The sequence below is a fragment of the Candidatus Synechococcus calcipolaris G9 genome, assembly GCF_029582805.1.
Lineage (GTDB): Bacteria > Cyanobacteriota > Cyanobacteriia > Thermosynechococcales > Thermosynechococcaceae > Synechococcus_F > Synechococcus_F calcipolaris.
Window position 1 is genome coordinate 181,429 of sequence record NZ_JAKKUT010000001.1, and the last position, 23,528, is coordinate 204,956.

The window sequence follows — 23,528 nt, forward strand, 5'->3', positions numbered from 1 at the left end:
CTTAAAACTTATTTTAACACTCTCTCATCAGAAATTAAAACTCCCCTATTGGCGATCGACGTGGTTTGTACCTGAGCCACTACCCCCATGGTTTGCCACGCTGATTCCATCGCTGCCATAATTGCGGGAGCCTGTTCTTGGTTTCCTAAGGCTAGAAGGGTTGGCCCTGCGCCACTAATGACTAGACCATAGGCCCCTGCATCTTTAGCTGCGGCTGCCACGGCATCATAGCCCTTAATTAAAGACTTGCGGTAGGGTTGGTGGAGGCGATCGCCCAGGGCAATGGTTAACCAATCTGCCTGCCCCAGTTCCAGACCACGGATTAATAGACCAAGGTGGGACATATTAAAAATGGCATCGCCGTAGGAACAGGTCTGGGGTAACACTTGGCGGGCAGCTTCCGTAGACAGTTCAAAATTGGGAATGGCAATAATTGGCACAACGGCCTCATGCCAGGAAATTTTTGGGTAAACCCAGGTGGATGATTTTTCGGAGCCAACGGCTAAACGGCATCCCCCTAAGAGGGCCGGAACCACATTATCGGGGTGGCCTTCCCGGGCGATCGCCAAGGGTAGCAATTCTTCTAAGGTATAGGGTGAACCCGCTAGGAGATTGGCCCCCACCAACCCACCAATAATAGCGGTAGCAGAACTCCCCAATCCACGGGACAGGGGTACACCTAAGGTGATCTGTACATGGACGGCGGGAACGGGCCGGCCCAAATGATTAAAAAAATCTCTGAAGGCCTGGTATACAAGATTATTCTTTGTTTGTGTTACTCGCCCTGCTTCTTCGCCCTCAATCTCAATCTGCGTATCTGCGTCCGTCAGGCGAAAGGTAAAGGAGTTATAAAGATTTAGGGCTGCCCCCACACAGTCAAAGCCGGGGCCAAGGTTTGCTGTTGTCGCTGGAACAGTTACGGTAAACATGGGTTTAGAAAAAGAATTGGGGATAGGTCTTGAGTGGAAATCGGATTGGGTGGGGTTTCATAAGGCAATTGGTTAGATATTCTAGGTTCCAAAGGCGCGATCGCCCGCATCTCCCAGTCCAGGAACAATAAAACCGCGATCGTTGAGTCCTTCATCAATGGTTGCGGCATAGACCTGAACCCCTGGATAGATTGCCCCTAACTTTTGCAAGGCCGGTGGAGCCGTCACCACAGAAATAATTCGTACCAGGGCGGGATCAATCCCCCGTTGGGTCAGTTCCGCCATCGCCGTCAAGATAGAGCCACCGGTCGCCAGCATGGGTTCACTAATTAAAACATGGGTATTCGGCTCAAACTGGGCTGGAAATTTATTTAGATAGCAACTGGGTTCTAGGGTCTCTTCATTGCGAACAATGCCAATGTGGTACGTCTGGGCCAAGGGTAAGACGGCTTGGGCCCCCTCTAGGAGAGCTAATCCAGCCCGCAAAATCGGCACCACAATTAAGGGGGTCGTGGCATCAATGACCGTTGCCGCACAGGAGGTGAGGGGTGTTTCCACAACGGTTTCCTGGGTGGGCAACCAATCACGACTGGCTTCGTAGGCTAACCAACGTCCCAACTCCGTCATTCCTGCCCGAAATAGGGGTGTGGGGGTCATGGCATCACGCACAACCGCTAACCAATGCTTAATTAGGGGATGGGGGGGCACATAGACCTTTAGCTGCAATGTCATGCCAAACCTCATGGGGGGTCTTAATTCTCTGATTGTCCACCGAATTGCTGCCCTTGCCCAGAATTGAAAAAAAATCTGCCTAGGCTATTGATATATTTTCTCAACTATACTAGACTAAGCTTTAGTGTTCTCCTCTCTGAGGAATCGGCAGGTGGGGTCAGTCATTTTCGGCCGGCCCCCTTTTTTTTGCCCTTAACCTTGGGTCTTGGATTCCATAATCTAGACAACTGAGTTTCAGGATGCCTATTCCTGGAAGGTTTTGTTGATTCAAGTTGAAAAATAATTGCAATAAATTAATCTCCTGCAAAAGTGATCCGTGATCGTGAAATCAAATTATTAAGTTTTGTACAGACTTGACTCTTTTGGTTGCCTTTCGTCACAATTGATTGCATGGGAACGCCTTTCTCTCCTTTGTGGGGTAGAGGATTTTAGTTCATTATTATCTCTGAGGCATAAATTAACTGCCCTATGGAAACGTTGGAGTTTATTATTTACCCTGATGGTCGAGTAGTTGAAACAGTCACGGGGATCAGTGGTTCGTCCTGTGCAGAAGTCACGGCTGCCATTGAGGAGCAGTTGGGCTGTGTCATTAGTCAACAACCCACGTCAGAGTATTTTGCGGAAGCTCTTGACGTGGAAGGTCAGCAGTCCATCCCCCAGATTGTTCATAGTCAATGGTAGTTTTTGAGGATTCAAACACCCATGTCACATTTCAGCCAGATCAAAACCCAAATTCGTAGCTTGCCTGCCCTGGAAGCCGCTCTCAATGATTTGGGTCTATCGTGGAAGCCCGGTCCCCAAGAAATTCGTGGTTTTCGGGGTCAAACCGATACGGCCCAAGTGGTGATGCCCCAGGATAATGGCTATGATGTGGGCTTTCGCTGGAATGGTACTGAGTATGAACTGGTGGCGGATCTAGATTTTTGGCAACAGGCCTGGTCAGTGGATCGGTTTATTAATAAAGTCAGTCAACGCTATGCCTACCATGCCGTGGTTCAGTCCGCCAGTGCCCAAGGTTTCCAAGTGAGCGAGGAGCAGCAGCAGGCCGATGGCAGTGTGCGTCTGGTGGTGCAGCGGTGGCGGTAACGGCCTTAAATCAGCCCTCAGGTCAAGAGCCAGAGTTGGGTGGGCATCTGCGTCAAAGCCTATCTCGCTCTGGTTTGGAGCCGGAGTTGGGGGGTATCCGTCGTCAGCGGGGGGTGTATGTCGATGAGATTACCTGCATTGGCTGTAAGCACTGTGCCCACGTGGCCCGTAATACGTTTTACATTGAGCCGAGCTATGGGCGATCGCGGGTAGTTCGCCAGGATGGGGATAGCCAGGAATTGATTCAGGAGGCCATTGATACCTGCCCGGTGGATTGTATTCATTGGGTAGACTATACGGAGCTAAAGCAGCTTGAGCGGGATCGACAGGATCAGGTGGTTCCCCTGGCGGGTTTTCCCATTGATCGAGCCGCAACCCATCGCAAAAAGCGATCTTAGACTTAAAAATCCCAAATTAAAATCCCAGTCTTATTTTCCCCCTAAGCATTTTATCCTTAAGCACCTGTGAGGACGACGTTCCGACCATGCCCCTCCTCCACCTTTCCACCTGGCCAGAAGTTGAAACCTACTTACAAACATCCCAGGGTATTATTTTGCCCATTGGCTCCACGGAACAGCATGGCCCCACCGGTTTGATTGGAACCGATGCCATCTGTGCCGAAGTCGTTGCCAAGGGGGTGGGGGAGGAAACCGGGGCCTTTGTGGCACCGACCCTTAATGTGGGCATGGCGTTACACCACACGGACTTTCCCGGTAGTATCAGTCTCCGGCCAAGTACGTTGATTCTGGTGATTCGGGATTATCTAGTGAGCTTGAGTCGGGCTGGATTTCAGAAGTTCTTTTTTATTAATGGCCATGGCGGGAATATCGCCACGCTGAAAGCGGCATTTGCCGAAACCTATACCACCCTGTTGGACTTAAATATTCCGGGGGGCGATCGCGTCCAATGTCAATTAGCCAATTGGTTTATGGTTCGTTCGGTGATGAAGTTAGCCCATGAGGTCTATGGCGATCGCGAAGGTTCCCATGCCACCCCCAGCGAAGTTGCTTTGACACAGTTTGTCTATCCTGAAGCCATTAAGGAGGCGATCCTAGACCCGGAGGTGAATCAAACCTGTCGCATTTATGGCCCCCAAGATTTCCGCCGTCGCTATCCCGATGGGCGGATGGGATCGGATCCCAGTTTGGCGACCCCAGAGATGGGACAAAAATTTTATCAATTGGCGGTGGAAGAACTCAGCCGCAGCTATGAAACATTTTTAACTCAGGATTAACCCTCTTTTGTCACATTAACTCCTAATGCTATTCGCATGATCAGTGCTCGTTTAGCTACTCGAAGAGAACGTGAAGATTATGAGCAAAATACTTTTTGAGAAGTCACACGATTCAGATGACGAGCTTCTAAACTGAATACCATTTTGATTATGGAAAGAAAAAGTCTAATCGCTTTGCTACTAGCAGTGGGAAGCAAGGGTTAAAAGTTGTGGTTTTAGATGAAGATGTAGCCCAAATTTTTACAACACCAGAATCGGTCAATAAAGTACTAAGGGCCTTAATTGAGTCGATGCCCTGGTTGACTGATAAAAGTTAATAGTGGATAGCTGAATACCTTTTAGGACAGGGTAGTGTCAAAGTTTATTTAAATAACTGAGGAGATCGGCCATTTCTTGGGGTTGGGCTTGAAATTTAGGCATGGGGGGGGTTTGACCACTGGTAATCTGCTGAATTAAATGGAGTTGCGATCGCCGGTCGGAAATTTGAATGAGGCTTGGGCCCACACGCCCTTGGGCATCTACACCATGGCAGCCGGAGCAATTCATTAAAAAAAATTTGTTCTCCCCGCTTGATGTCCCCAGAAATAGATAGCACCGATTGGATATAGGGATCCGCCATGGGCAACCGGATCAGGGTAAAAAAAATCCCTGCGGCTACCACAAACATAAAAAGACTGAGCCAAAGCCAACCCAGTCCCGTTGATTCCTTCGGGATCGCCTGATGTGCCAAGATGTTACTCTTTAGTAAAGTTTAAGTTGAGGATCTTAGGATTTCATCACATATCTTAAACTTTTGCGGCAAGGGATTCAAGGTGTAACAATTCCCAATGTCAACAAAATGTCAACATTTGACTGGCTGGGTGACTCCACCACGACGTTCCAGTTTCGCCCCCAGTTGCCCTAACTTGATTTCTATCGCTTCATAGCCCCGATCTAAATGCTGCAAACCATGGACAATGGTTTCCCCCTTAGCTGCTAGACCCGCCACCACTAGGGCCGCCGTTGCCCGTAGGTCTGTGCCCATGACCGGTGCGCCGGAGAGGAAGGGAACCCCGCGAATAACGGCATGATTCCCCTTGACTCGGATATCTGCCCCCATCCGATTTAGTTCGGGGACGTGGCCAAAGCGATTTTCAAATACCGTTTCACTGACTAAGCTGTTGCCCTTGCTGACGGCTAATAGGCTCATAAATAGGGACTGCATATCTGTGGGGAACCCTGGATAGGGCAAGGTTTCAATGTCACTGCCGGAGTAGGTTTCTGCGGGAATGATTCGCAGGCGTTGGGGCCCTTCGAGTTTAATTTTGGCTCCAATTTCCTCTAGCTTGGCGATCGCTGCGGTCAAGTGGCCAGGAATGATGGGAGCTAGACTAATTTCCGAGTGGGTAATGGCGGCGGCGAGGAGAAAGGTACTGGCTTCAATGCGATCGGGAATAATATCGTACTCGGTTCCGTGGAGGCGATCGACACCAACAATGGTGATGGAGTTGGTTCCGGCACCATAGATTTTGGCCCCCATGGCAATACAGAAGTTAGCTAAATCCACCACTTCTGGTTCCTGGGCGGCATTGTCAATGACCGTTTCCCCGTCTGCCAAGGTTGCGGCCATCATCAGGGTTTCCGTTGCCCCGACACTGGGATAGTCTAGGTAAATTTTTGCGCCTTTGAGTTTTGGGGCATAGGCTTGCACCACGCCATGATCAATGATCACCTCTGCCCCTAGGGCTTGGAGACCGCGCACATGGAGTTCTACTGGCCGCGCTCCAATGGCACATCCCCCCGGTAAGGGAACATTGGCAACCCCTAGGCGGGCTAAGAGAGGGCCAATGGCAAAAAAGCTGGCCCGTAACTGGCTCACTAAGGCGTAGGGAGGATTGGTGGCGTTTAGATCCTGAGCGTTAATTTCAATGCCATCACTCTGTTCTTTTACCGTGACCCCGATCGCCTGTAGGATTTCTGCCATCCGACCAATATCTGCTAGGGCAGGGACATTTCTGAGGTAGCACGTATCATCCGCTAGGAGGGCACCGGCCATTAACACTAAGGCCGAGTTTTTGGCCCCACTTATGCGAACCTCCCCGGCAAGGGAATATCCCCCCTTAATGTGTAACCGAGGCTGATCAACGGGGTACGTACTATCTCCAGAGTTCAACATAGAAAAGCTACCCACAAAGTATAATTTTTAATTTTTCAATTCCCACAGATTCTACCCCATCTTTGCCTAGATTTATGCATCATTTAGGGCCCACTTCAGGGGAAATGCATCGAACGCAGTATAAATTGTCACCGAAAAATTATAGCCCCTAGGAAGATGGTTGAAGATTTGTATCATTGCTGAATCTAGTAAGGAAGGCCGACTTTCGCTATCCAAAGGGGATTTACCTTTGCTTAAACCCAATTTTCTAGTATTAAGCCAGGAATCCGTTCAAACTCCCGTACATTATTTGTGATTAAAATTGAATCCAAACTTAAAGCATGGGCTGCAATCATTAAATCCATTTGACCAATAACCATTCCCCGTCGCTCTAACGCTGTGGAAATCTCCCCATAAACCCTTGCTGCTCCTTGATTCCAATCCATAATTTCCACATGGGATAGAAATGCCTCTAAAACTTGTCGATTTTTCATCACAGCTTGGGATTTGGCAACACCGTGTTCCAACTCCGCAAGGGTAATGACAGAAATACCCATCGTTTCCGCAGCAACCGCTTCAAACTTTTCCAATAACTGGGGCGGACGGTGCTTCATCACATAGATACAGATATTCGTATCGAGGAGAAACACCTAAAATAAGTCCTCTCGCGTTTGAGACGGATCGTTATGTCGAGTCAAGATAAAGTCTGCTGAGGCCAGGGGCACAGTCTCAAAAAAATCTCGCCACGATCGCCGTTTGGGAGACAAAATTACATGATCACCTTCCTTGCGGATATAGACCTCGTTCCCCTCGAAACGAAACTCCCGTGGAAGACGAACCGCCTGACTATTTCCATTCACAAATAACTTTGCTGTCTTCGGTTTAGCCATGCCACGCTGAACTAATAATGTATATTTTTAGTATATACTTCTCTATCCTTTTCTTTGTAGGCGATCGCGAGGACACCTCGAAAAATTGATCGATTTACTGAAAATAGAAGCTAAAACCATTGAGATATTGGATGAGATCGCCCCGGATTTTGAATTAATTGACGTGCCCATTAATTCGACTTCTTGGTATGGAAACCATGATCTACAAAAAAACCGACTGGAGTAGTTCCGTCGGGTTACTTATTAGTTCGACTTCTTGGGATAGAAGCCATATAGCCAACGGGTGGCGTTCCGGGAATGGCTTCCTCAGGTTTCCATTAGTTCGACTTCTTGGGATAGAAGCCATAGATGGATTATCCTATCCTGAACTCAAGCCATTCTTGTTTCCATTAGTTCGACTTCTTGGGATAGAAGCCATGATCCTGAATGGGAGTTTAGGTGCTTATGCGCCCTACAGTTTCCATTAGTTCGACTTCTTGGGATAGAAGCCATCTCACAGGGAAAGATGGGGTAAGCGATCCCCGTAATCCGTTTCCATTAGTTCGACTTCTTGGGATAGAAGCCATCGCAGAAATTGTCGGGCAGTTTTCTGACTTCTGCCAGTTTCCATTAGTTCGACTTCTTGGGATAGAAGCCATTAGTGAGATTGTCCGTAACTATCGGCAAAGTAACCCGTTTCCATTAGTTCGACTTCTTGGGATAGAAGCCATTAGTGAGATTGTCCGTAACTATCGGCAAAGTAACCCGTTTCCATTAGTTCGACTTCTTGGGATAGAAGCCATTTTTCCCGAAAAAGAAATCGCAACCGAATTTTGAGGGTTTCCATTAGTTCGACTTCTTGGGATAGAAGCCATAGGTTGACGAGGACGGCTATCAAGTCCTAATCCTTCGTGTTTCCATTAGTTCGACTTCTTGGGATAGAAGCCATAAATAAACTTTCATATATTGAGACTGATTATGTTAGTTTCCATTAGTTCGACTTCTTGGGATAGAAGCCATTGGATTTTTCTGGAGTTTGTAGTATCCCCAGTTAACCTTGTTTCCATTAGTTCGACTTCTTGGGATAGAAGCCATAGTTATGTATATTAGCACAACTCTGGCCTGGGTTTGAGCCACCCATTTCGAGGGGGTCAGCCGCCACCTCTGAGCAAAAATTTTTATCATGAAAATAAAAACCTGAAACCCAGACCAGCCAAGGGTTCGGCCCCCTTTACCCAATAATGGGGGTTTCCAGCCACAGCGGCAGGGATCCGAAGTGGAAAGCAAACTAACTGTAAACAAACGTTAAATTCGATTAACAAGATGCAACACCTCTAAATTGAAAACCCCATCCGAGACATCGGCTTGACTACACGAATCAAGCTCACTGGATTGAGTGGCTCTAGGCGCGTATAGGGGCCCAGGGGAATAGAGCGACCCAGATTGATCTGGAGGACTTGGGGCTGTTGGTTCATTCCTTGACACCAATCAAGCACACGGCCTTGATGCTCTAGGGTCGTGAACGCCATCACCAGAACTCCCCCAGGGCAAAGCCTTGACCAAGCCTCCGGCAAAATAGCATCCAAATAGCCGCCACTACCTCCCAAAAAGACACGATCCGGGGCGGGTAACTGAGCAAAAACAGCGGGGGCGGTTCCCCGAATGGCCGTAATCGTCTGGATCCGGTGGCGATCGCAGTTTTTACGAATAAGCTGCTCCCCCATCGCCGTTTTTTCAATGGCATAGACCTGAGCATTGGGTAATAATCGCGCAATTTCAATGGATACTGACCCCGTGCCCGCACCAATATCCCAAACAACCGCCACATCCGCTGAGAGGCCTAATTCTGCCAAAATCAACACCCGCACCTCCCGCTTTGTCATCAGACCCGGGCGATCGGGAAAACCATAGAACTCCTGCTCCCCCAAGCCCAACAGAGGCAGTGAGGGGTCTTGTCCATTAGCCGGATCTAAAACTTGGGGCTGGCGCAGCAAAATCAGGATATTCAGAGGACTCAGGGGTTGCAACGGTTCCGAATCCCTTAAGTCGATCATCTCAAGCCGTTCCTTGTCCCCCCCTAGGTTCTCGCATAGCCAAGCCTGATAGGTGACGGGTAAACCCAAGGATTGATACAACCGGGCGATCTCCCCAAGGGATTGGTGGGCATCGGTATAGATGGCAATTTTTTCTGCTCCCCGCTGCAATGTTTGGATCAGTGGCTCCAAGGAACGACCATGGCCACTCAGTACCACCGCATCTTGCCAAGGCACCTTCAGGCGACTAAAGGCCAGTTGTGCCGCACTGTAATGGGGATGGAATGTGAGCCAATCCCTGGGAAAGACCTCCAGGAGAAAACGCCCCAAACCAAAAAAAAGGGGATCGCCACTAGCAAAAATGATCACCAAGGGATCAGGGTGGCTCTGGATATGATCTTTAACTGGATCAACTATCTCGGAGATATCCCCTAATCCCAGGCGAGGAATGGGGCGATCGGGTAAATAACTGAGGGGGCGATCGCTGCCCACCCAAAGGGTTGCCCTAAAAATCAGGTCTTGAATGGTTGCCCCTAGACCCGCCAAACCGTCCAAGCCAATCCCAACCACATGAATAGGTGTCATAAATTTCAATGGCTCAGTTTCAATGGCCCAGTCTAGGCAAAAACAGCATCCGCCCTAAATGGTGATCAACTCATCTTTTCTTGGGCATCTTTTTTGGGGCATCCCCAATACCTGACAGGGTACGTTTACAATTGGGGTGATCTGACTTAATCCTACCCCCTATGATTGCCCAAGTCATGACAGCCTTAGAGCAGGGCGACTACGCCAAAGCCGAGGCCCTGTTACAACCCCTCCCCAAGGATGATCCAATGGTCATCTTCTGTACCGCTCGCCTAGAACTGGCCACGGAAAAATGGGAGGCCGCAGATGCAAATTTTCGCCATGTTCTGCGCCTAAATTGTGGCCCCAAACTGACTCAGGCAGCCCGGCAAGGATTACTGGATATTGAAAAAAATCGTCAAGAAAAACGTCAGGCGGCGATCGACCAAATTAGTCAGGATCCCCATAGCGAGAAACGGGCCGCCTTAGTTCTAGAAGGCGTGCCCAACCAAGACACCAAAACCGAGTTTGCCCGAAAACTAGCCCAGGTTCTCAAACTAGATGCCTACGTGGCCCGACTGTTAATTCCCAGCCGAGGCTGGCGATTATTGCGATTGGGAACCCTCGGCGAACTGCGGGTCTATAGCGAAGAATTAAAATCCGCGGGCATTCCCCTCTTTTGCCTACCCATTGACCCCATCAATCAAATTCAAGTCTTAGAAGTCCGCTATATTCAAGCCCTTCAGCCCAAACCCGAAGTCATCTGCACCTCAACCTTACAGCCCGAACCCTTCTCCTTTGTTTTTACATGGCCAGAAGTCGAACAGCGCGTAGAAGGACTGCTTCCTATTTTTGAAGCCGTCGTCGATCGCAATACACGGGGCAAAATCGTCCATAAAGAACAGGTACAGGATCACGCCCAGTGCTGTGATTTGCACCTGATCAAGAAAAATATTATTTTGCGATTTTATCGGGGAGGCTATCAATTTAATCGCGGCATCGACCTGAGTCCGGCCCAAAATACCCACCCCCAGGGGGCAACACTGCAAATGGATCAAAATACCTCCTGGGCAAACTGGCGACAACTCACGGCCCTATGGAACCATGCCCGGCCCGGCCTCACCACTTGGAATGAATTTACCAGTTTTGCAGAAACCAGCATGGATTTTAAGGAGCCTTTAGGGATGGTTGCGCCGCGCATCAATCTCTTTCGTCAAGAAGATAGTTACTGGGACACGGCCTTTATGGTCTATAGTGGTTTAGCCTTTCTGCGGCAAAAAACACGGCAAACCGCCCTCATTGCCCGCCAAGAGCAGGAACAGAGTCAAAAAACAGAGGATTAAAAACAGAAGATTAATGTGATCTAATTATTAATCTTCGCTTTCTAAAACCACCTTTGCCTCCAGGAGCTTCTGGCGATGCTCATCCGTGACCACCGGATAATGGAGATCCAAGGACTTGAGTTTTTGGTGAATAAAGTGACCCACCATGAGACGGGCAAACCATTTCCGATTAGAGGGAATAATATGCCAAGGGGCCCAAGGGGTACTGGTGTGGCGAAAAATATCTGCGTAGGCTTCCATGTAGTCATCCCAATAGGCGCGATCTCGCACATCATCCACGGAAAACTTCCAGTTCTTTTCAGGGCGATTAATTCGCTCTAAAAATCGTTCCTTTTGTTCATCCTTAGAAATATTCAGGAAAAACTTCAGCAGAAGAATACCATTATCATTCAGGTATTTTTCATAATTGTTGATTTCTTGGAAACGCTGCTTCCATATCCCCTTTCCCTTCGCACTGGGGGGGAGTTGCTGCCGCTGCAAAAACTCTGGATGGACGCGCACAATTAAGACTTCTTCATAGTACGAGCGGTTAAAAATACCAATACAGCCCCGCTCCGGCAACGCCCTGTTGGCCCGCCACAGATAATCATGATCCAATTCTTCACTGGAGGGAGCCTTAAAACTGTAGACCTGGCAACCCTGGGGATTCAATCCCGACATCACATGCTTAATCATGCTGTCCTTGCCACCGGCATCCATGGCTTGAAACTGAATCAGGATCGCATAAATGTTTTGGGCATATAAAATACTTTGGTACTTGGCCAGGTCTTGAATGCCCGCATCTAGCAGTTCTTTGGCTTCAACCTTATCCTTGAGACCGGCGGTATCCCCTGGATCATAATCTTTCCAGGAAAAGGATCCATCCGTGGGGACTAAATAGCGTTTGGGTGAAATCTGGTCAATAAAATCTTTAGGAATCATTATGGTTTTTTCTTAAATCCAGTTAAATGTCTGAGATACAGGCGGCCCATTATAGTCGCCTATCCTAGCTCAGGATCAAAGCAACAACAATGGCAACCCTATATCCAGGGTAATCTTGCACAATCGTTGCAGAAGCCTACATTACCCTCATGTTAATCTGTTAGGGTAAGGTAATTCTTTCTTTTTATAAAAGGTTTTTAATCATGAAAAGTCGCAGTTTTACAGTCATTCTGCATAAAGAAGATGATATGTACATTGCTGAATGTCCAGAGGTGGGGACGGTTGATCAAGGAGAATCGATTGAGCAGGCGATCGCGGGTTTGAGAGAGGCAACGCGGCTCTACCTAGAAGAATTTCCCCTACCGGAAACATCTCCTAGGCTTGTAACTAGCATTGAGGTCAGCTATGCCTAAGATGCCACGGATCTCAAGCAGAGAAGCGATTCGGGCACTTGAGCGCTTAGGATTCGAGCAAGTTCGTCAAACAGGCAGTCATGTTGTGATGAAAAAAGAAACCAAAGAGGGCAAAATTGGCTGCGTTGTCCCCATGCATCATGAATTGAAGGTTGGTACGTTGAGCGGCATTCTTAAGCAAGTGCAAGTCACAGTCGAAGAGTTTATTGAAAATCTGTGAAGCCTAATATGAATTTGTACCGACAAGGAAAAAATTAAGATAAAATTAGCATCTACCTTAATTTTCCCTGGGAATAAGTTTTTCCATCCACTCCGGTACGATCCGCTGAATCCATTGCTCAAGGGCTTTGTAATGCTTTTGGTAGAGAACCCCCAAGTAAATAATGGCAATACCGAGAGCACTCAGGGCAAAGGGAAATAAGAGACTATTGGCAAAGACAACCAGGGCTAATCGAGTCAAGTAGCCAAAAACCCCTAACCCCCCAAAGATCATAAAAATACGCCGCTTCAGTAGAATAGACAGAAACATTAGGATCAGGTTAACCAAGCAATAGAGAAAATGATCCCATTCGGTTTCCGAGGGCATCAGGGGTAAGCTACCCCAAAAGGAGATTAAGCCAAAGAAATAAAGCCAAAACCCATAGTCTCCTTGACTGCGGCGATTTCTAAGATCAACCCAATAGGCGGCAATGATCATGGCAATACCAAACCACATGGACACCAGGAGCCGTTGCTGCCAGATGATTCCTTCCCCTTCGTAGATGAGAGGCACAATATCCATCGCCATAAACCAAAGGGAAAAGGCTAGGGGCGCAACTAAAAACGGAAATCGGACAAAGTGGAGGGCAACCAAACTACTGATGATGGTGGCTAATTCCATAAAGAACCAACCGCCGCGAATCCAGACATAAAAATCGCGGTAGGAGCCGGGATCCCCCACTAGCCAAAATCCCGTCCATCGCTGTAGACCATAGATGGCAAGGGGGGTCATACAAACAGCAATGGTAAATAAAAGGCCACCGGCAATCCGCACATTTTGGGAAAAGTAGAGGGTGCGTCCCGCCATGATAAACAGCAGGGCGTAAATCGTAGCGATGAGAAATAAGCCGCCACCACTAAAGGATTCCCAGGCCAGGCCCATAAACCAGCCCATGGCTGAGATGACAATGAGTGCGCCAAAGTAGTAGGCCACATTTCCGGCACTAAACTGAGGCTGCTGGGCCCGGCGATCGCCCAGGGCTTGCCACAGCGTATCTGCCTGTTCTGCTGAGATAATGCCTTGGTTGGCAGCCCAATCTAAATCATCTTTATAGATTTTCATAGAATTAAATTAGCCGGATGACTCCACACCGTTGTATGTCCACGTAGGATGGCAACAGGTAGATTCTCCGGCAAAAAACAACCTAGGAATTGGCGATATGAACCCCATAGAAAAACTAGGGGGTTAAATACTAGAGACCTTAGCGACCTAATCCACCCAGCAGGTTGGCTAGATTTCCATCCTTCGTCATGGCACTCAGGGCCTTGAGATCAAAGGTGACGGTTTCCGCCGGATAGGACTCTAAAAAGGTGAGTAGACTGAGGCCTTCCGAAGTGCCAGCGGCGGTCAAAAGTGCCCCACTAATGGCATAGGATCCGGCCTTATCCCGACGTACCGTGAGCTTAGAGCCTTGGGTTAACAACTGCTTACCCAACTCGGTATTGAGCAGATTATTGACGGCTACAACACCTAAGGGAAGTTTGACATTCAGGGCTTGAAGTAGCTGCGCCTCTTCCTCTTCAGGAACCATCCGTAGGATTGCCTGTAAATCTCCAGTGGCCACTTGGGTCTCTGCAAATTGTCTGACTTCAGACATGGGAACAGACCGTTGGAAGGCTCCGTAGGTAAGGGAGAGGTAGTCCGCTGCCTTTGCCCCATTACTGGTTAAGACGGCACCACAGGGGATTGCCAGTAGCAGCAGCCAGTTAGATAAACGCTTAAGCATTGTCCGTTAAACTCCAAAACAACCAAAGTAGAATTCTCAAGATGGATCGCATCAATGATGCATCGCTTTGCAGTATAACAGGAGGATTCCAAGTGTCATCCCTGATTTAATATTTCAGGAACATCGTCGTACTTCAAGGGAGTTAACCTGTTCATAAATATGCCCCAAAGAATCGATCGCCACCCCTTGGGCATCAAAGGTTAGGATATCCCCCACGGCACTCATCCAACCAATAATTTTGGCAGGGACTCCCGCCACTAGGGCAAAGCTAGGGACATCTTTAGTGACCACCGCCCCGGCCGCCACAAAGGCGCACTCATGGAGCGTAATTCCACAGACAATTGTGGCATTGGCACCAATACTGGATCCCCGTTTAATCCGAGTCGGGTGGTAGTCGGCACTGGTATTGCGGGGAAATTCACAGCGCGGCGTTTTCACGTTGGTAAAAACCATACTGGGGCCACAAAACACATAGTCTTCCAGGATGACCCCCTCATAGAGGGAAACATTATTTTGAATTTTGCAATGGTTGCCAATCACGACCCGATCGCCGACGAAAACATTCTGACCAATAATGCAGCGATCGCCAATTTTAGCGGTGGCCATCACATGGGAAAAATGCCAAATTTTTGTACCTTCACCAATGGTTGCACCGGCATCAATATAGGCAGATTCATGGGCAAAGTAGTCGGGTTGGGTCATACAAAATTTAATTGAATCTAGTTTTAATTTAACCTACACTCGCTGACAATCATTTAACCTTGATCCAAAAATCTTTACCTTTAACTCAAAAACTGTTGAACTTGGGCCAAAATATCCACGACGGCCACTCCCTGCCAACCATCGGATCGGGGTGGCTGACGACTAGCAAGACAGTCCAGAAAATGCTGGCATTCTAGCTTTAAGGGCTGACTGTGGGCAATGTCAATCACCTCCGTGCCGCCATCACACTGCTGCAAGGCCTGATCCACAAATTTATGGTGAATCGTAACGGTTTGGGCCACCTCATCGTAGACAATCATTTGTTTTTCCGTCACCACAACCGTACTGCGCTCTACGAGGGGCCAATACCAGGAGCAATGGAGGGCCGCGGTCTGTCCCGTGGCAAAGGTTAAATTGGCTTGAACCGTATCGGCAATTCCTGGCTGTAAAAAGGTGCGGCCATGGGCCTGAACCTCGGCGATCGCCGGTTGATTCAAGAGAGCTAAAATCACAGCGAGATCGTGGGGGGCAAAGGACCACCAGACATTTTCCTGCTGGCGTACCCTTCCTAACTTCAAGCGTCGAGTGGCCACATGCCATAGGGCCCCGGCCTGGCCAGAGTTGAGGTAATCCTGGATCCAGGTAATCGCCGGTTGATAGAGGAGTAAATGCCCCACCATTAAAATCTGCCCCCGCTGATCCGCTAGGGTGGCCAACTCCTGGGCCTGCTCCCGTTCCAAGGTCATGGGTTTTTCCACAAACACATCCTTACCCGCCTTCAGGGCCGCCAAGGCTAGGGGGTAATGGCTGGGGGCAGGCGTAGCAATGACGATCGCCGGCACCTCTGTCCCTAGGGCATCTTCATAGTTTGCATAGAGGGGTAGATCGGGGTACTGCTCGGCAAGTTGCTGCCGTAGGCTTGGATTGAGTTCCACCACCCCGGCAAGGGCATTGAGATCATGAAAATTACGAACCAGATTTTTGCCCCAGGCCCCGGCCCCGACGACGATCACATTCTTGTCCACAGTCTTGCCGGGATGAGTTCTGTTGCTATCGACTTCAGGATGGTTCTCAGGACTATCTGGACGATTAGAAGTACTGGTCGTCATAGCAGGGTCACTTTTTGATCGGCATCCGGCAATCGGCGAGTAACACCACGGGTATCTAAAATTGCCTGGGCATGGTAGATCACAAATCCATAATCCACTTGACTATGATCTGTGGCAATCAGCACTAAATTTGCCTGGGCGATCGCCGCAGCCGTAAACTCCACAGATCGGAGGATTTGCCCCTTCAGATGAATTTCAGGAATATAGGGGTCGTAATAATCCACCCTGGCTCCATCCTGCTGAAGTAACTGCAAAATATCAACGGCCGGGGATTCGCGCCAATCATCTAAATCTTTTTTGTAGGTAATTCCTAAAATTAACACCCGCGATCGCGAGGGGGCCAACCCCACCCGATTGAGAACCCGCCAGGCCTTTTCCCGCACAAATTCTGGCATACGACGATTAATTTCACCGGCAAGGGCAATAAAATGGGTTTCAAAGTTATATTCCTTGGCTTTCCATTCCAAATAGTGGGGATCCAGGGGAATGCAATGTCCCCCCACCCCCGGACCCGGATAAAAGGGCATAATCCCAAAGGGCTTGGTATTGGCCGCATCCAAAACCTCCCAGACATTTAAGTCGAGGCGATCGCACAGGAGTAAAAGCTCATTCACGAGGGCAATATTCACCGCTCGAAATGTGTTTTCAAACACCTTCACCAACTCAGCGGCCTTGGCACTGCTGACCGGAACCACATCTAAAATCGTTTCTCGATAGAACAGAATCGCCGCTTGCCGCGACAGATCATCGGACGCACCCACAATCTTGTTCGTATTTTTCGTGGTGTAGCGTTGGTTACCCGGATCCACCCGCTCCGGCGAATGGGCTAGGAAAAAATCATTGCCACAGCGCAGACCACTGGTTTCCTCCAAAATCGGCCGGAGAACCTCATCCGTCGTGCCGGGATAGGTGGTGGATTCCAGGGAAATCAGTTGCCCTGGTCGTAGATGGGCCGCCAGATTGCGCGTTACTCCTTCCACATAACTCAGATCGGGAGTTAGGTTTTTGCTCAGGGGTGTGGGCACACAAATGACAACAATATCCGCTTCCTTAACACGCTCAAACCCAACGACGGCCTCAATAAATCCCTCCTGCACTAGATCTCGGAGTTCGGTATCAGAGACATCTTTGATATAGTTCTCACCCCGATTCACCTTTTCGGCTCGCTTCGGGTTTTGCTCAATACCAATCACATGGAAGCCCACCTTCGCTTTTTCTACCGCAAAAGGGAGTCCCACATAGCCCAGGCCGACTACACCAACGATCGCCTGACGATTGAGAATTTTTTCACACAGGGCATCAAAGGCTGACATTGCCATTCAGGTTCACTCGTTTATTTTTATCGCTTGTTTTTATTGACTAAGAAAAGTTTATCATTAGTGCCGCCGGCGAATTGGCCCTAGAGGGGGACAGAAACCTCGGCTTCACGGCGTTGTAGGTGGGTACGACTTGCCTCTAGGAGACCCTGAAAGAGGGGATGGGGGACATTGGGTCGAGAGCGAAACTCGGGGTGGAACTGGACGGCGATAAAGAAAGGATGATCGGGATATTCAATGATTTCAACTAGGCGACCATCGGGGGAGGTGCCACTAATTTGATAGCCCGTTTCTAGAAAAAGACTACGGTAAGCATTATTGAATTCATAGCGATGGCGGTGGCGTTCATAAATGACCGATTCGCCGTAGAGCCGTTCCGCCAGACTTCCGGGCAAAATGCGGCAGGCATAGAGACCCAGGCGCATCGTTCCCCCCAGATCAATAATGTCCTGTTGTTCCGGCAGCAAATGAATCACTGGATTTTGGCTATTGGTTTCAAATTCCGCACTATGAGCATTCTCCAACCCTGCCAAATGGCGGGCCCACTCAATGACACAGCATTGCATCCCCAGGCACAGGCCTAAAAATGGAATCCGTTGCTCCCGCGCATACTGAATGGCGGCAATTTTGCCATCCACCCCACGAATCCCAAAGCCCCCAGGGACAATAATGCCGGCCACCTGCTCAAGATAGGCTGCGGCTCCATTGGCTTCAATATCTTCAGAATTGATCCAGCGAATATGCAGATCACTCCCCAGGGCGATCGCCCCATGGCGCAGAGCTTCAACGACGGAGAGATAGGCATCATTTAGGCGCACATACTTGCCGACAATGGCGATTTCTAGCCGTTCCTGGGGACGATAAAGCCGCTCCACCAAAGACTGCCACTGATTTAGATCCGGGGGGCGTTGTTCCAAATTCAGGAGGGTAAGAACTTGGTGGGCTAACCCCTCCCGCTCCAACAGAATCGGAACCTCATAGATGCTTTTGGCATCGGGGGCGGGAATAACGCATTCTACCGGCACATCACAGAAGCGAGACATTTTCTCCTTAATACCGGGATGGAGGGGGCGATCGCAGCGGCAGATTAAAATATCCGGCTGAATACCAATGGAACGCAGTTCCTTAACGGAGTGCTGGGTGGGTTTTGTTTTCATTTCGCCGGCGGATGGAATCCAAGGCACTAGGGTGACGTGCATATAAATCAGATTTTGCCGCCCCACCTCCGTGCGAAACTGACGAATCGCCTCTAAAAAAGGTAAGGATTCAATATCCCCCACCGTGCCGCCAATTTCAATAATCACCACATCCGGGTTTTTGTCCTTGGCCACCCGGAGAATACGGACTTTAATTTCATTGGTGATATGGGGAATCACTTGAACTGTTCCCCCCATATAGTCGCCGCGCCGTTCCTTGTTGATCACCGCTTGATAAATGGAGCCTGTGGTCACGCTATTGAGCCGGGACATGGCCGTATCCGTAAACCGTTCGTAATGGCCCAGGTCAAGATCCGTTTCCGCGCCATCATCCGTAACAAACACCTCCCCATGCTGGAAGGGACTCATCGTGCCCGGATCCACATTAATGTAGGGGTCTAACTTGAGGATGGAGACAGAGTATTGACGGGATTTGAGTAACCGTCCTAAGCTCGCGGCCACAATCCCCTTACCAATACTAGAAACAACGCCGCCAGTGACAAATACAAATTTAGTCATAAATTAGTCATAAAGGAATTTACTAATTTTTACCACAGTAATAAAATCTCACACTCTATCCCTTGGGGCGGGCTTGATCCATTCCATTTTAGCTATTATTGGGTTAGGGACTAGGAAAATAGGATTCTCGGCTCCATTAAATATTGTGGAAAGAGTAACAATCCCTAAGTCCGCCGCAAATCTTTCGATAAGTTAAGAAAGATTGAGATCCAAGATTCAAACAGATATACTAAAGGGCGAATTTTGTATTTCTGGCAACAATTGCATACCAAAAAAAGGAGGTAAGGCAACTTGGCGAGAAGGCGCAAGCGTAAAAGTCGTCGTCGTCTAGAAGGTCGCAGGATCCTGGAGTGCGTGCCTCAGTTTAGCATTGACAGCGGTGAAGATAAGCCAGTGACGGCGGCTCGAAAATTCATCCAGTCAAAGGGAATCGCACCTCCCGCTCTTTTGTTAGTCAAACGAAATGAGCATACTACGGATCGGTACTTCTGGGCTGAAAAGGGATTATTTGGTGCCCAGTATGTCGAGGAAAATCATTTTCTGTTCCCGAGCTTGAGAGACTTAGCCGAGGAGAAAGTTCCCGCTGGTCGCTAAGACAGAGTGTGAGGAGTGGGACAGGAATTTTTAAGTTTTAAGGCAAATTTAAGGTTGATGGCTAGGCTGGATTTTTGAAATCTGGCCTGGTCGTGCCTTGGTATGGGTGGGCAAATCCGCGGCGGTGTTCAAAAAAAATCAATAAAAAACCAATATAGCTATCGTCACCTAGGTTAGGACGGGGTGCAGGGGTGGAACCCCTGGCTGGGGGAGAAGCCCCCACACCCCCTACCAAAAATGTCCTAAGAAAAGAGGCGACAGCTATACATGATTAATCTAGACGTTTTTTGAGCGTTTGGTAGATTTGGGCTGGGATCTTTGCCTTGAGCGATCGCCCGAGGCGGTTTTTCTTTTCTGCTTTTTGGAGACATTCAGGGTGGGGACATAGGTAGGCCGATCGCCCCATGCCCTGGTCTAAAACAACTTCACCGGAGGGAAAGATCCGCACTACCCGCCAAAACTCTGACTTAGGGCCAAGCTTCCGGCAGGCCAAGCAGCGACGGGTATGGGGGGGCATGGAAGGGCAATCCTCCGGTGTCAGGGTCGTTAGTTTTTTTTTGAAGCGGTTAATCTTCAGAGCCAAAGATAGCTAAGGGGCTAATCCTAAGGGGCCGATGTCGCCTCCATCACCGCCATTGCCTGCCGATCCTCTTCATCGTGATCATAATTGGAGCTATCCCGCACTTCAATTTTCCAGCCCGTCAGACGGGTGGCAAGACGGACATTTTGGCCTTCTTTGCCGATCGCCTGGGAGACCTTATCGGTGGCTACTAAGACATGGACAATCCGGGACTCGGTATTAATAAGACGCACTTCATCCACCGGCGCCGGGCTAAGGGAGTTAGCAATATAGGTGGCGGGATCCGGCGACCAACGAATGACATCAATTTTTTCACCCCGCAGTTCATTCACCACCGCTTGAATGCGGGAGCCACGGGCCCCAATACAGGCACCGACGGGATCCACGTCCCGCTCTAGGGTATCCACGGCAATTTTGGTGCGCGGGCCCACTTTATGGTGGGGAGGATTGGCTTCCCGGGCGATCGCCACAATGCGGACAATTTCATCCTCAATTTCTGGTACTTCATTGGCAAACAGATACACCACTAATCCGGCATCTGCTCGGGAGACTTCCAGTTGGGGGCCACGCTGGGGGCCATCCTTCACCCGCTTCAGGTACACCTTAAAGGTGGAGTTTGCCCGGTAGTTATCATTGGGCAGTTGTTCCCGTTTCGGTAATTCCGCTTCCACTTCCGGTTGGGCAATATCGCTACGCACGGCCATAATTACCGATCGCCGCTCAAAGCGCAGGGCCCGGGCCAAGAGAACCGTTCCCTCCAACTCATGGAACTCTTCCTGAATAATTCGCCGTTGTTGATCGCGCAGCTTTTGGGAGAGAACCTGTTTGGTTTGAATGGCGGCCATGCGGCCAAATTCCTGGTGATCTGGGGTGACATCCAGAACCACCGTATCCCCCAGTTGGGCATCCTCGACCACTTCAATGACATCTGCCAGGGCAATTTGCTGATCGGAGTTATCTATTTCTTCTACGATAGTTTTTGTCGCTAAAACCCGAAACCCTTCTTCCTCCACATCTAACTCCACTTCAAAGTTAATAAAGTGATCTTCTTCAAAGTGGGTTTCATCCAAGCGTAAACTGCGACGATATCGTTCATACCCTTTCAACAGGGCTTCTTCGAGGGCTTCCCGCACCGCATTTTTAGGTAAGTTTCGTTCCTGACTAATTTCATTGATCATGGCTCGTAGGCCGGGAAGACGATAGGTACTCATGTGTGCTCCTTAGGTTCTGCTGAGGTGGGCCGGGGACAGTATTCACTCCGAGGATGGAGTTTGTAATTGCACCTGGGTGACGAGGGATCGGGCGATGGTGATCGTGCGGCCCTTCTGGTTGAGGTAAACGGCATCTTCATCCCGTCGAATCAGGGTACCCTCCCAGGCGGTTTTGCCACGAAAGGGTTCGGCGGTGGTAATCAAAATTGGAAATCCCCGAAAGACGGTGAAGTCCAGATCGCTCTGTAACACATCGGATAGGCCAGGACTGGACACCTCTAGGACGTAGTTCCCCGGAATCAGGTCTTGTTCATCCAAGCAGGTTTCTAAATTCCGGCTCATCTGCTCACAATCTTCCAGGCCCGTATCCAGGGTCGGATGGCGTACATCAACCCGCAGGGTGGGGGGATGGTGGTGACGATGGAAATGAATGGCGACCAGTTCCAAACCCAGATCCGCTGCGAGGGATCGGGCTAGGTCTTCAATTGGGAGAAGGAAAGAATCGGCCATAGGGAAATAAAAAAACAAAAAAAGTGGGTCACTGCCCACCACCTCAAAACATGTTACGTTTTGTCGATACCTTTCCATCCTAAGGCATTTTTTCTAGCATTGTTCAGGGTGGCAGATGAATTTGGGCTAATATGGCACTGCCTGCCACGCACTACCTTCCACCCTATGGCACGAAGGCGTAAATGCCAGGAGCGATAAGCCTACTACCAAAAGACACACTGCAAAAACAAAACACTACAAAAACAAATCGAATGGATAGCTTACACTTGTCGGGTCTTCGCTGCTATGGCTACACCGGCGCACTGCCCGAAGAACAGACCCTAGGGCAGTGGTTTGAAATTGATATTGTCCTGGGTCTAGATTTAACCCTACCGGCCCAGACGGATTGTTTGGAGGATACCCTGGACTACCGCCCCCTCTTAAGCCAAGTTAAGGACCTGGTGCAGACGGCTCGCTTTAGTTTGATTGAACGCTTAACGGATGCAGTGGTTCAGTTGTGCCTAGACTTGGATCAGGTGCAGCGGGTAAAGGTGCGCGTGACTAAAATAGCACCGCCGGTACCGGACTTTGGAGGCCAAATTACCATTGAAATGGAGCGTTCTCGCCCCTAACGAAATCCTAGCTAAAACGAATCCTAAATCGAACCCCAACTAAAACGCCTCAAGTTCAATATCCCCCAGGGCTATGGCTCCCTGACGTAGAACCTGCCAGCGGCCCCGTTGCCAGGCAATGACTGTTGACGGCTGGGTTGGGCCCTCTGGGCTCCGCCAGGCTGAGGCACCTAGGGTTAGTACCTGGGGAAAGACCTGGGCGATCGCCCCCACATCCAATAGGGGTGGCTGACCAGAACGATTCACACTGGTGGTGGCCAGGGGCCCCGTTTGTTGGAGAATGCAACGGGCAAGGGGCCAATCGGGAACTCGTAGGCCCACCGTACCGGTGTCCTGGGGATTTAATCCCGATGGTAATTTTCCTGCGGGTAACACCACCGTTAAGGGCCCCGGCCAATGGCGATCGCAGATGTTTTTCCAGTGGCTCCAGTCCCTTGCCGTACCCTGGACGTAGGGCCATAGCTGCTCTGCTGTTGCTGCCATAAGGATCAGGGGTTTATCGGGCTGTCGCTGTTTAGCCGTAAAAATTAACTCACCGCGATCGCAGCGGGCCGCCAAGGCGGGAACCGTATCCGTAGGAAAACTGGCCAACCACTCCCCAGAGCGGAGTCCGGCAACTAAGGTAGCTAGGGAAACTTCGGCCATGAATCGTTAAATAGTTAAAACGTTGTTTACGGGACTAAAATTTGCTTAGATCGATGCTTGGGTCAAAACGAGCCAACGACACCCATTTGCCATACATCCAGAAATAAATCTAATTGACACAAATCTAATGAGTATAGATTTTAATGGGTATGGATGGGGTAAGGTTAAGTCATATTACGTTCATTGATAAAATCATAGTATAAATTACTTCACGATTTAGTCAAACCTATGACATTACCCCCTTTGCACCGATGAATTTGAATTAATGTAAATAAGTCTCAAGATTGATAAC

General features: G+C 49.4%; 27 protein-coding genes and 1 CRISPR repeat array. Of the genes, 9 read left to right on the forward strand and 18 right to left on the reverse strand.

Annotated elements, in window-relative coordinates; translation table 11 throughout:
* Window positions 1-8: 8 nt before the first annotated feature.
* The gene (thrB, locus tag L3556_RS00955) at window positions 9-929 is read right to left on the reverse strand and encodes a homoserine kinase (RefSeq protein WP_277865429.1); all 921 of its coding nucleotides are present in this window, start codon (window positions 927-929) and stop codon (window positions 9-11) included.
* Between the two features lie 81 nt (window positions 930-1,010).
* Window positions 1,011-1,661 (reverse strand): uracil phosphoribosyltransferase, encoded by a 651-nt coding sequence (gene upp, locus L3556_RS00960; protein WP_277865430.1) that lies wholly within the window; start codon window positions 1,659-1,661, stop codon window positions 1,011-1,013.
* A gap of 468 nt (window positions 1,662-2,129) precedes the next feature.
* Between upp and L3556_RS00965 the strand changes: the two genes are divergently transcribed.
* The 4 genes from L3556_RS00965 (at window position 2,130) to L3556_RS00980 (ending at window position 3,981) form a co-directional block, all read left to right on the forward strand.
* Window positions 2,130-2,342 (forward strand): DUF2997 domain-containing protein, encoded by a 213-nt coding sequence (locus L3556_RS00965; RefSeq protein ID WP_277865431.1) that lies wholly within the window; start codon window positions 2,130-2,132, stop codon window positions 2,340-2,342.
* A gap of 21 nt (window positions 2,343-2,363) precedes the next feature.
* On the forward strand, window positions 2,364-2,747 hold the full coding sequence (locus tag L3556_RS00970) for a DUF1257 domain-containing protein (RefSeq protein WP_277865432.1): 384 nt from the start codon (window positions 2,364-2,366) through the stop codon (window positions 2,745-2,747).
* The gene (locus tag L3556_RS00975) at window positions 2,738-3,145 is read left to right on the forward strand and encodes a ferredoxin (protein WP_277865433.1); all 408 of its coding nucleotides are present in this window, start codon (window positions 2,738-2,740) and stop codon (window positions 3,143-3,145) included. The genes L3556_RS00970 and L3556_RS00975 overlap by 10 nt, the downstream gene beginning before the upstream one ends.
* 86 nt (window positions 3,146-3,231) lie before the next feature.
* Window positions 3,232-3,981, forward strand: a complete 750-nt coding sequence (locus L3556_RS00980; RefSeq protein WP_277865434.1) for a creatininase family protein — start codon at window positions 3,232-3,234, stop codon at window positions 3,979-3,981.
* 354 nt (window positions 3,982-4,335) lie between these two features.
* Here the strand turns inward: L3556_RS00980 and L3556_RS00985 are convergent, their stop codons facing one another.
* From L3556_RS00985 to cbiE, 5 genes are all read right to left on the reverse strand, one after another.
* Window positions 4,336-4,527 (reverse strand): c-type cytochrome, encoded by a 192-nt coding sequence (locus L3556_RS00985; protein WP_277865435.1) that lies wholly within the window; start codon window positions 4,525-4,527, stop codon window positions 4,336-4,338.
* A gap of 295 nt (window positions 4,528-4,822) precedes the next feature.
* A complete protein-coding gene (gene murA / locus L3556_RS00990) occupies window positions 4,823-6,136 on the reverse strand; it encodes a UDP-N-acetylglucosamine 1-carboxyvinyltransferase (protein WP_277865436.1) in 1,314 nt (437 codons plus the stop codon).
* Window positions 6,137-6,369: 233 nt separating this feature from the next.
* On the reverse strand, window positions 6,370-6,765 hold the full coding sequence (vapC, locus tag L3556_RS00995; protein WP_277865437.1) for a type II toxin-antitoxin system tRNA(fMet)-specific endonuclease VapC: 396 nt from the start codon (window positions 6,763-6,765) through the stop codon (window positions 6,370-6,372).
* Window positions 6,766-7,005 carry an antitoxin gene (locus L3556_RS01000; protein ID WP_277865438.1) on the reverse strand — a complete coding sequence of 80 codons (240 nt, stop codon included), beginning with the start codon at window positions 7,003-7,005 and terminating at the stop codon, window positions 6,766-6,768.
* A 163-nt stretch (window positions 7,006-7,168) separates the two neighbouring features.
* A CRISPR array of direct repeats spans window positions 7,169-8,079; the repeat unit is 36 nt; unit sequence GTTTCCATTAGTTCGACTTCTTGGGATAGAAGCCAT.
* A gap of 239 nt (window positions 8,080-8,318) precedes the next feature.
* On the reverse strand, window positions 8,319-9,602 hold the full coding sequence (gene cbiE / locus L3556_RS01005; RefSeq protein ID WP_277865439.1) for a precorrin-6y C5,15-methyltransferase (decarboxylating) subunit CbiE: 1,284 nt from the start codon (window positions 9,600-9,602) through the stop codon (window positions 8,319-8,321).
* A 161-nt stretch (window positions 9,603-9,763) separates the two neighbouring features.
* Here cbiE and L3556_RS01010 point away from each other — a divergent pair, with 161 nt between their 5' ends.
* Window positions 9,764-10,924 (forward strand): hypothetical protein, encoded by a 1,161-nt coding sequence (locus L3556_RS01010; RefSeq protein ID WP_277865440.1) that lies wholly within the window; start codon window positions 9,764-9,766, stop codon window positions 10,922-10,924.
* A 27-nt stretch (window positions 10,925-10,951) separates the two neighbouring features.
* Here the strand turns inward: L3556_RS01010 and L3556_RS01015 are convergent, their stop codons facing one another.
* Window positions 10,952-11,845, reverse strand: coding sequence for a polyphosphate kinase 2 family protein (locus tag L3556_RS01015; RefSeq protein WP_277865441.1), 894 nt, complete (start codon window positions 11,843-11,845; stop codon window positions 10,952-10,954).
* A 203-nt stretch (window positions 11,846-12,048) separates the two neighbouring features.
* Between L3556_RS01015 and L3556_RS01020 the strand changes: the two genes are divergently transcribed.
* Window positions 12,049-12,258 carry a type II toxin-antitoxin system HicB family antitoxin gene (locus L3556_RS01020; RefSeq protein ID WP_277865442.1) on the forward strand — a complete coding sequence of 70 codons (210 nt, stop codon included), beginning with the start codon at window positions 12,049-12,051 and terminating at the stop codon, window positions 12,256-12,258.
* A complete protein-coding gene (locus L3556_RS01025) occupies window positions 12,251-12,478 on the forward strand; it encodes a type II toxin-antitoxin system HicA family toxin (protein WP_277865443.1) in 228 nt (75 codons plus the stop codon). The genes L3556_RS01020 and L3556_RS01025 overlap by 8 nt, the downstream gene beginning before the upstream one ends.
* Before the next feature lie 57 nt (window positions 12,479-12,535).
* Here the strand turns inward: L3556_RS01025 and L3556_RS01030 are convergent, their stop codons facing one another.
* The 6 genes from L3556_RS01030 to L3556_RS01055 form a co-directional block, all read right to left on the reverse strand.
* Window positions 12,536-13,579, reverse strand: a complete 1,044-nt coding sequence (locus L3556_RS01030; protein ID WP_277865444.1) for a DUF2157 domain-containing protein — start codon at window positions 13,577-13,579, stop codon at window positions 12,536-12,538.
* Between the two features lie 139 nt (window positions 13,580-13,718).
* Window positions 13,719-14,243: an alpha/beta hydrolase gene (locus L3556_RS01035; RefSeq protein ID WP_277865445.1), complete on the reverse strand. Its 525-nt coding sequence runs from the start codon at window positions 14,241-14,243 to the stop codon at window positions 13,719-13,721.
* Between the two features lie 114 nt (window positions 14,244-14,357).
* Window positions 14,358-14,945 (reverse strand): acyltransferase, encoded by a 588-nt coding sequence (locus L3556_RS01040; protein WP_277865446.1) that lies wholly within the window; start codon window positions 14,943-14,945, stop codon window positions 14,358-14,360.
* Window positions 14,946-15,025: 80 nt separating this feature from the next.
* A complete protein-coding gene (locus L3556_RS01045) occupies window positions 15,026-16,054 on the reverse strand; it encodes a Gfo/Idh/MocA family protein (protein ID WP_277865447.1) in 1,029 nt (342 codons plus the stop codon).
* The gene (locus L3556_RS01050; protein ID WP_277865448.1) at window positions 16,051-17,373 is read right to left on the reverse strand and encodes a nucleotide sugar dehydrogenase; all 1,323 of its coding nucleotides are present in this window, start codon (window positions 17,371-17,373) and stop codon (window positions 16,051-16,053) included. Before L3556_RS01050 ends, L3556_RS01045 begins: the two co-directional genes overlap by 4 nt.
* A gap of 80 nt (window positions 17,374-17,453) precedes the next feature.
* On the reverse strand, window positions 17,454-19,085 hold the full coding sequence (locus tag L3556_RS01055; protein WP_277865449.1) for a CTP synthase: 1,632 nt from the start codon (window positions 19,083-19,085) through the stop codon (window positions 17,454-17,456).
* 291 nt (window positions 19,086-19,376) lie between these two features.
* Here L3556_RS01055 and L3556_RS01060 point away from each other — a divergent pair, with 291 nt between their 5' ends.
* Entirely contained in the window at window positions 19,377-19,679 is a 303-nt protein-coding gene (locus L3556_RS01060; protein ID WP_277865450.1) for a DUF3155 domain-containing protein, read from the forward strand.
* A gap of 271 nt (window positions 19,680-19,950) precedes the next feature.
* On the opposite strand, the gene L3556_RS01065 is transcribed toward L3556_RS01060, so the two are convergent.
* The 3 genes from L3556_RS01065 to rimP form a co-directional block, all read right to left on the reverse strand.
* On the reverse strand, window positions 19,951-20,196 hold the full coding sequence (locus L3556_RS01065; RefSeq protein WP_277865451.1) for a YlxR family protein: 246 nt from the start codon (window positions 20,194-20,196) through the stop codon (window positions 19,951-19,953).
* 86 nt (window positions 20,197-20,282) lie between these two features.
* Window positions 20,283-21,470: a transcription termination factor NusA gene (nusA, locus tag L3556_RS01070; RefSeq protein ID WP_277865452.1), complete on the reverse strand. Its 1,188-nt coding sequence runs from the start codon at window positions 21,468-21,470 to the stop codon at window positions 20,283-20,285.
* 42 nt (window positions 21,471-21,512) lie between these two features.
* Window positions 21,513-21,980, reverse strand: a complete 468-nt coding sequence (gene rimP, locus L3556_RS01075) for a ribosome maturation factor RimP (protein ID WP_277865453.1) — start codon at window positions 21,978-21,980, stop codon at window positions 21,513-21,515.
* Window positions 21,981-22,231: 251 nt separating this feature from the next.
* On the opposite strand from rimP, the gene folB reads away from it, so the two are divergent.
* Window positions 22,232-22,591, forward strand: coding sequence for a dihydroneopterin aldolase (gene folB / locus L3556_RS01080; protein ID WP_277865454.1), 360 nt, complete (start codon window positions 22,232-22,234; stop codon window positions 22,589-22,591).
* A 39-nt stretch (window positions 22,592-22,630) separates the two neighbouring features.
* Here folB and L3556_RS01085 read toward each other — a convergent pair whose 3' ends face one another.
* Window positions 22,631-23,236 (reverse strand): L-threonylcarbamoyladenylate synthase, encoded by a 606-nt coding sequence (locus L3556_RS01085; RefSeq protein WP_277865455.1) that lies wholly within the window; start codon window positions 23,234-23,236, stop codon window positions 22,631-22,633.
* Window positions 23,237-23,528: the final 292 nt, after the last annotated feature.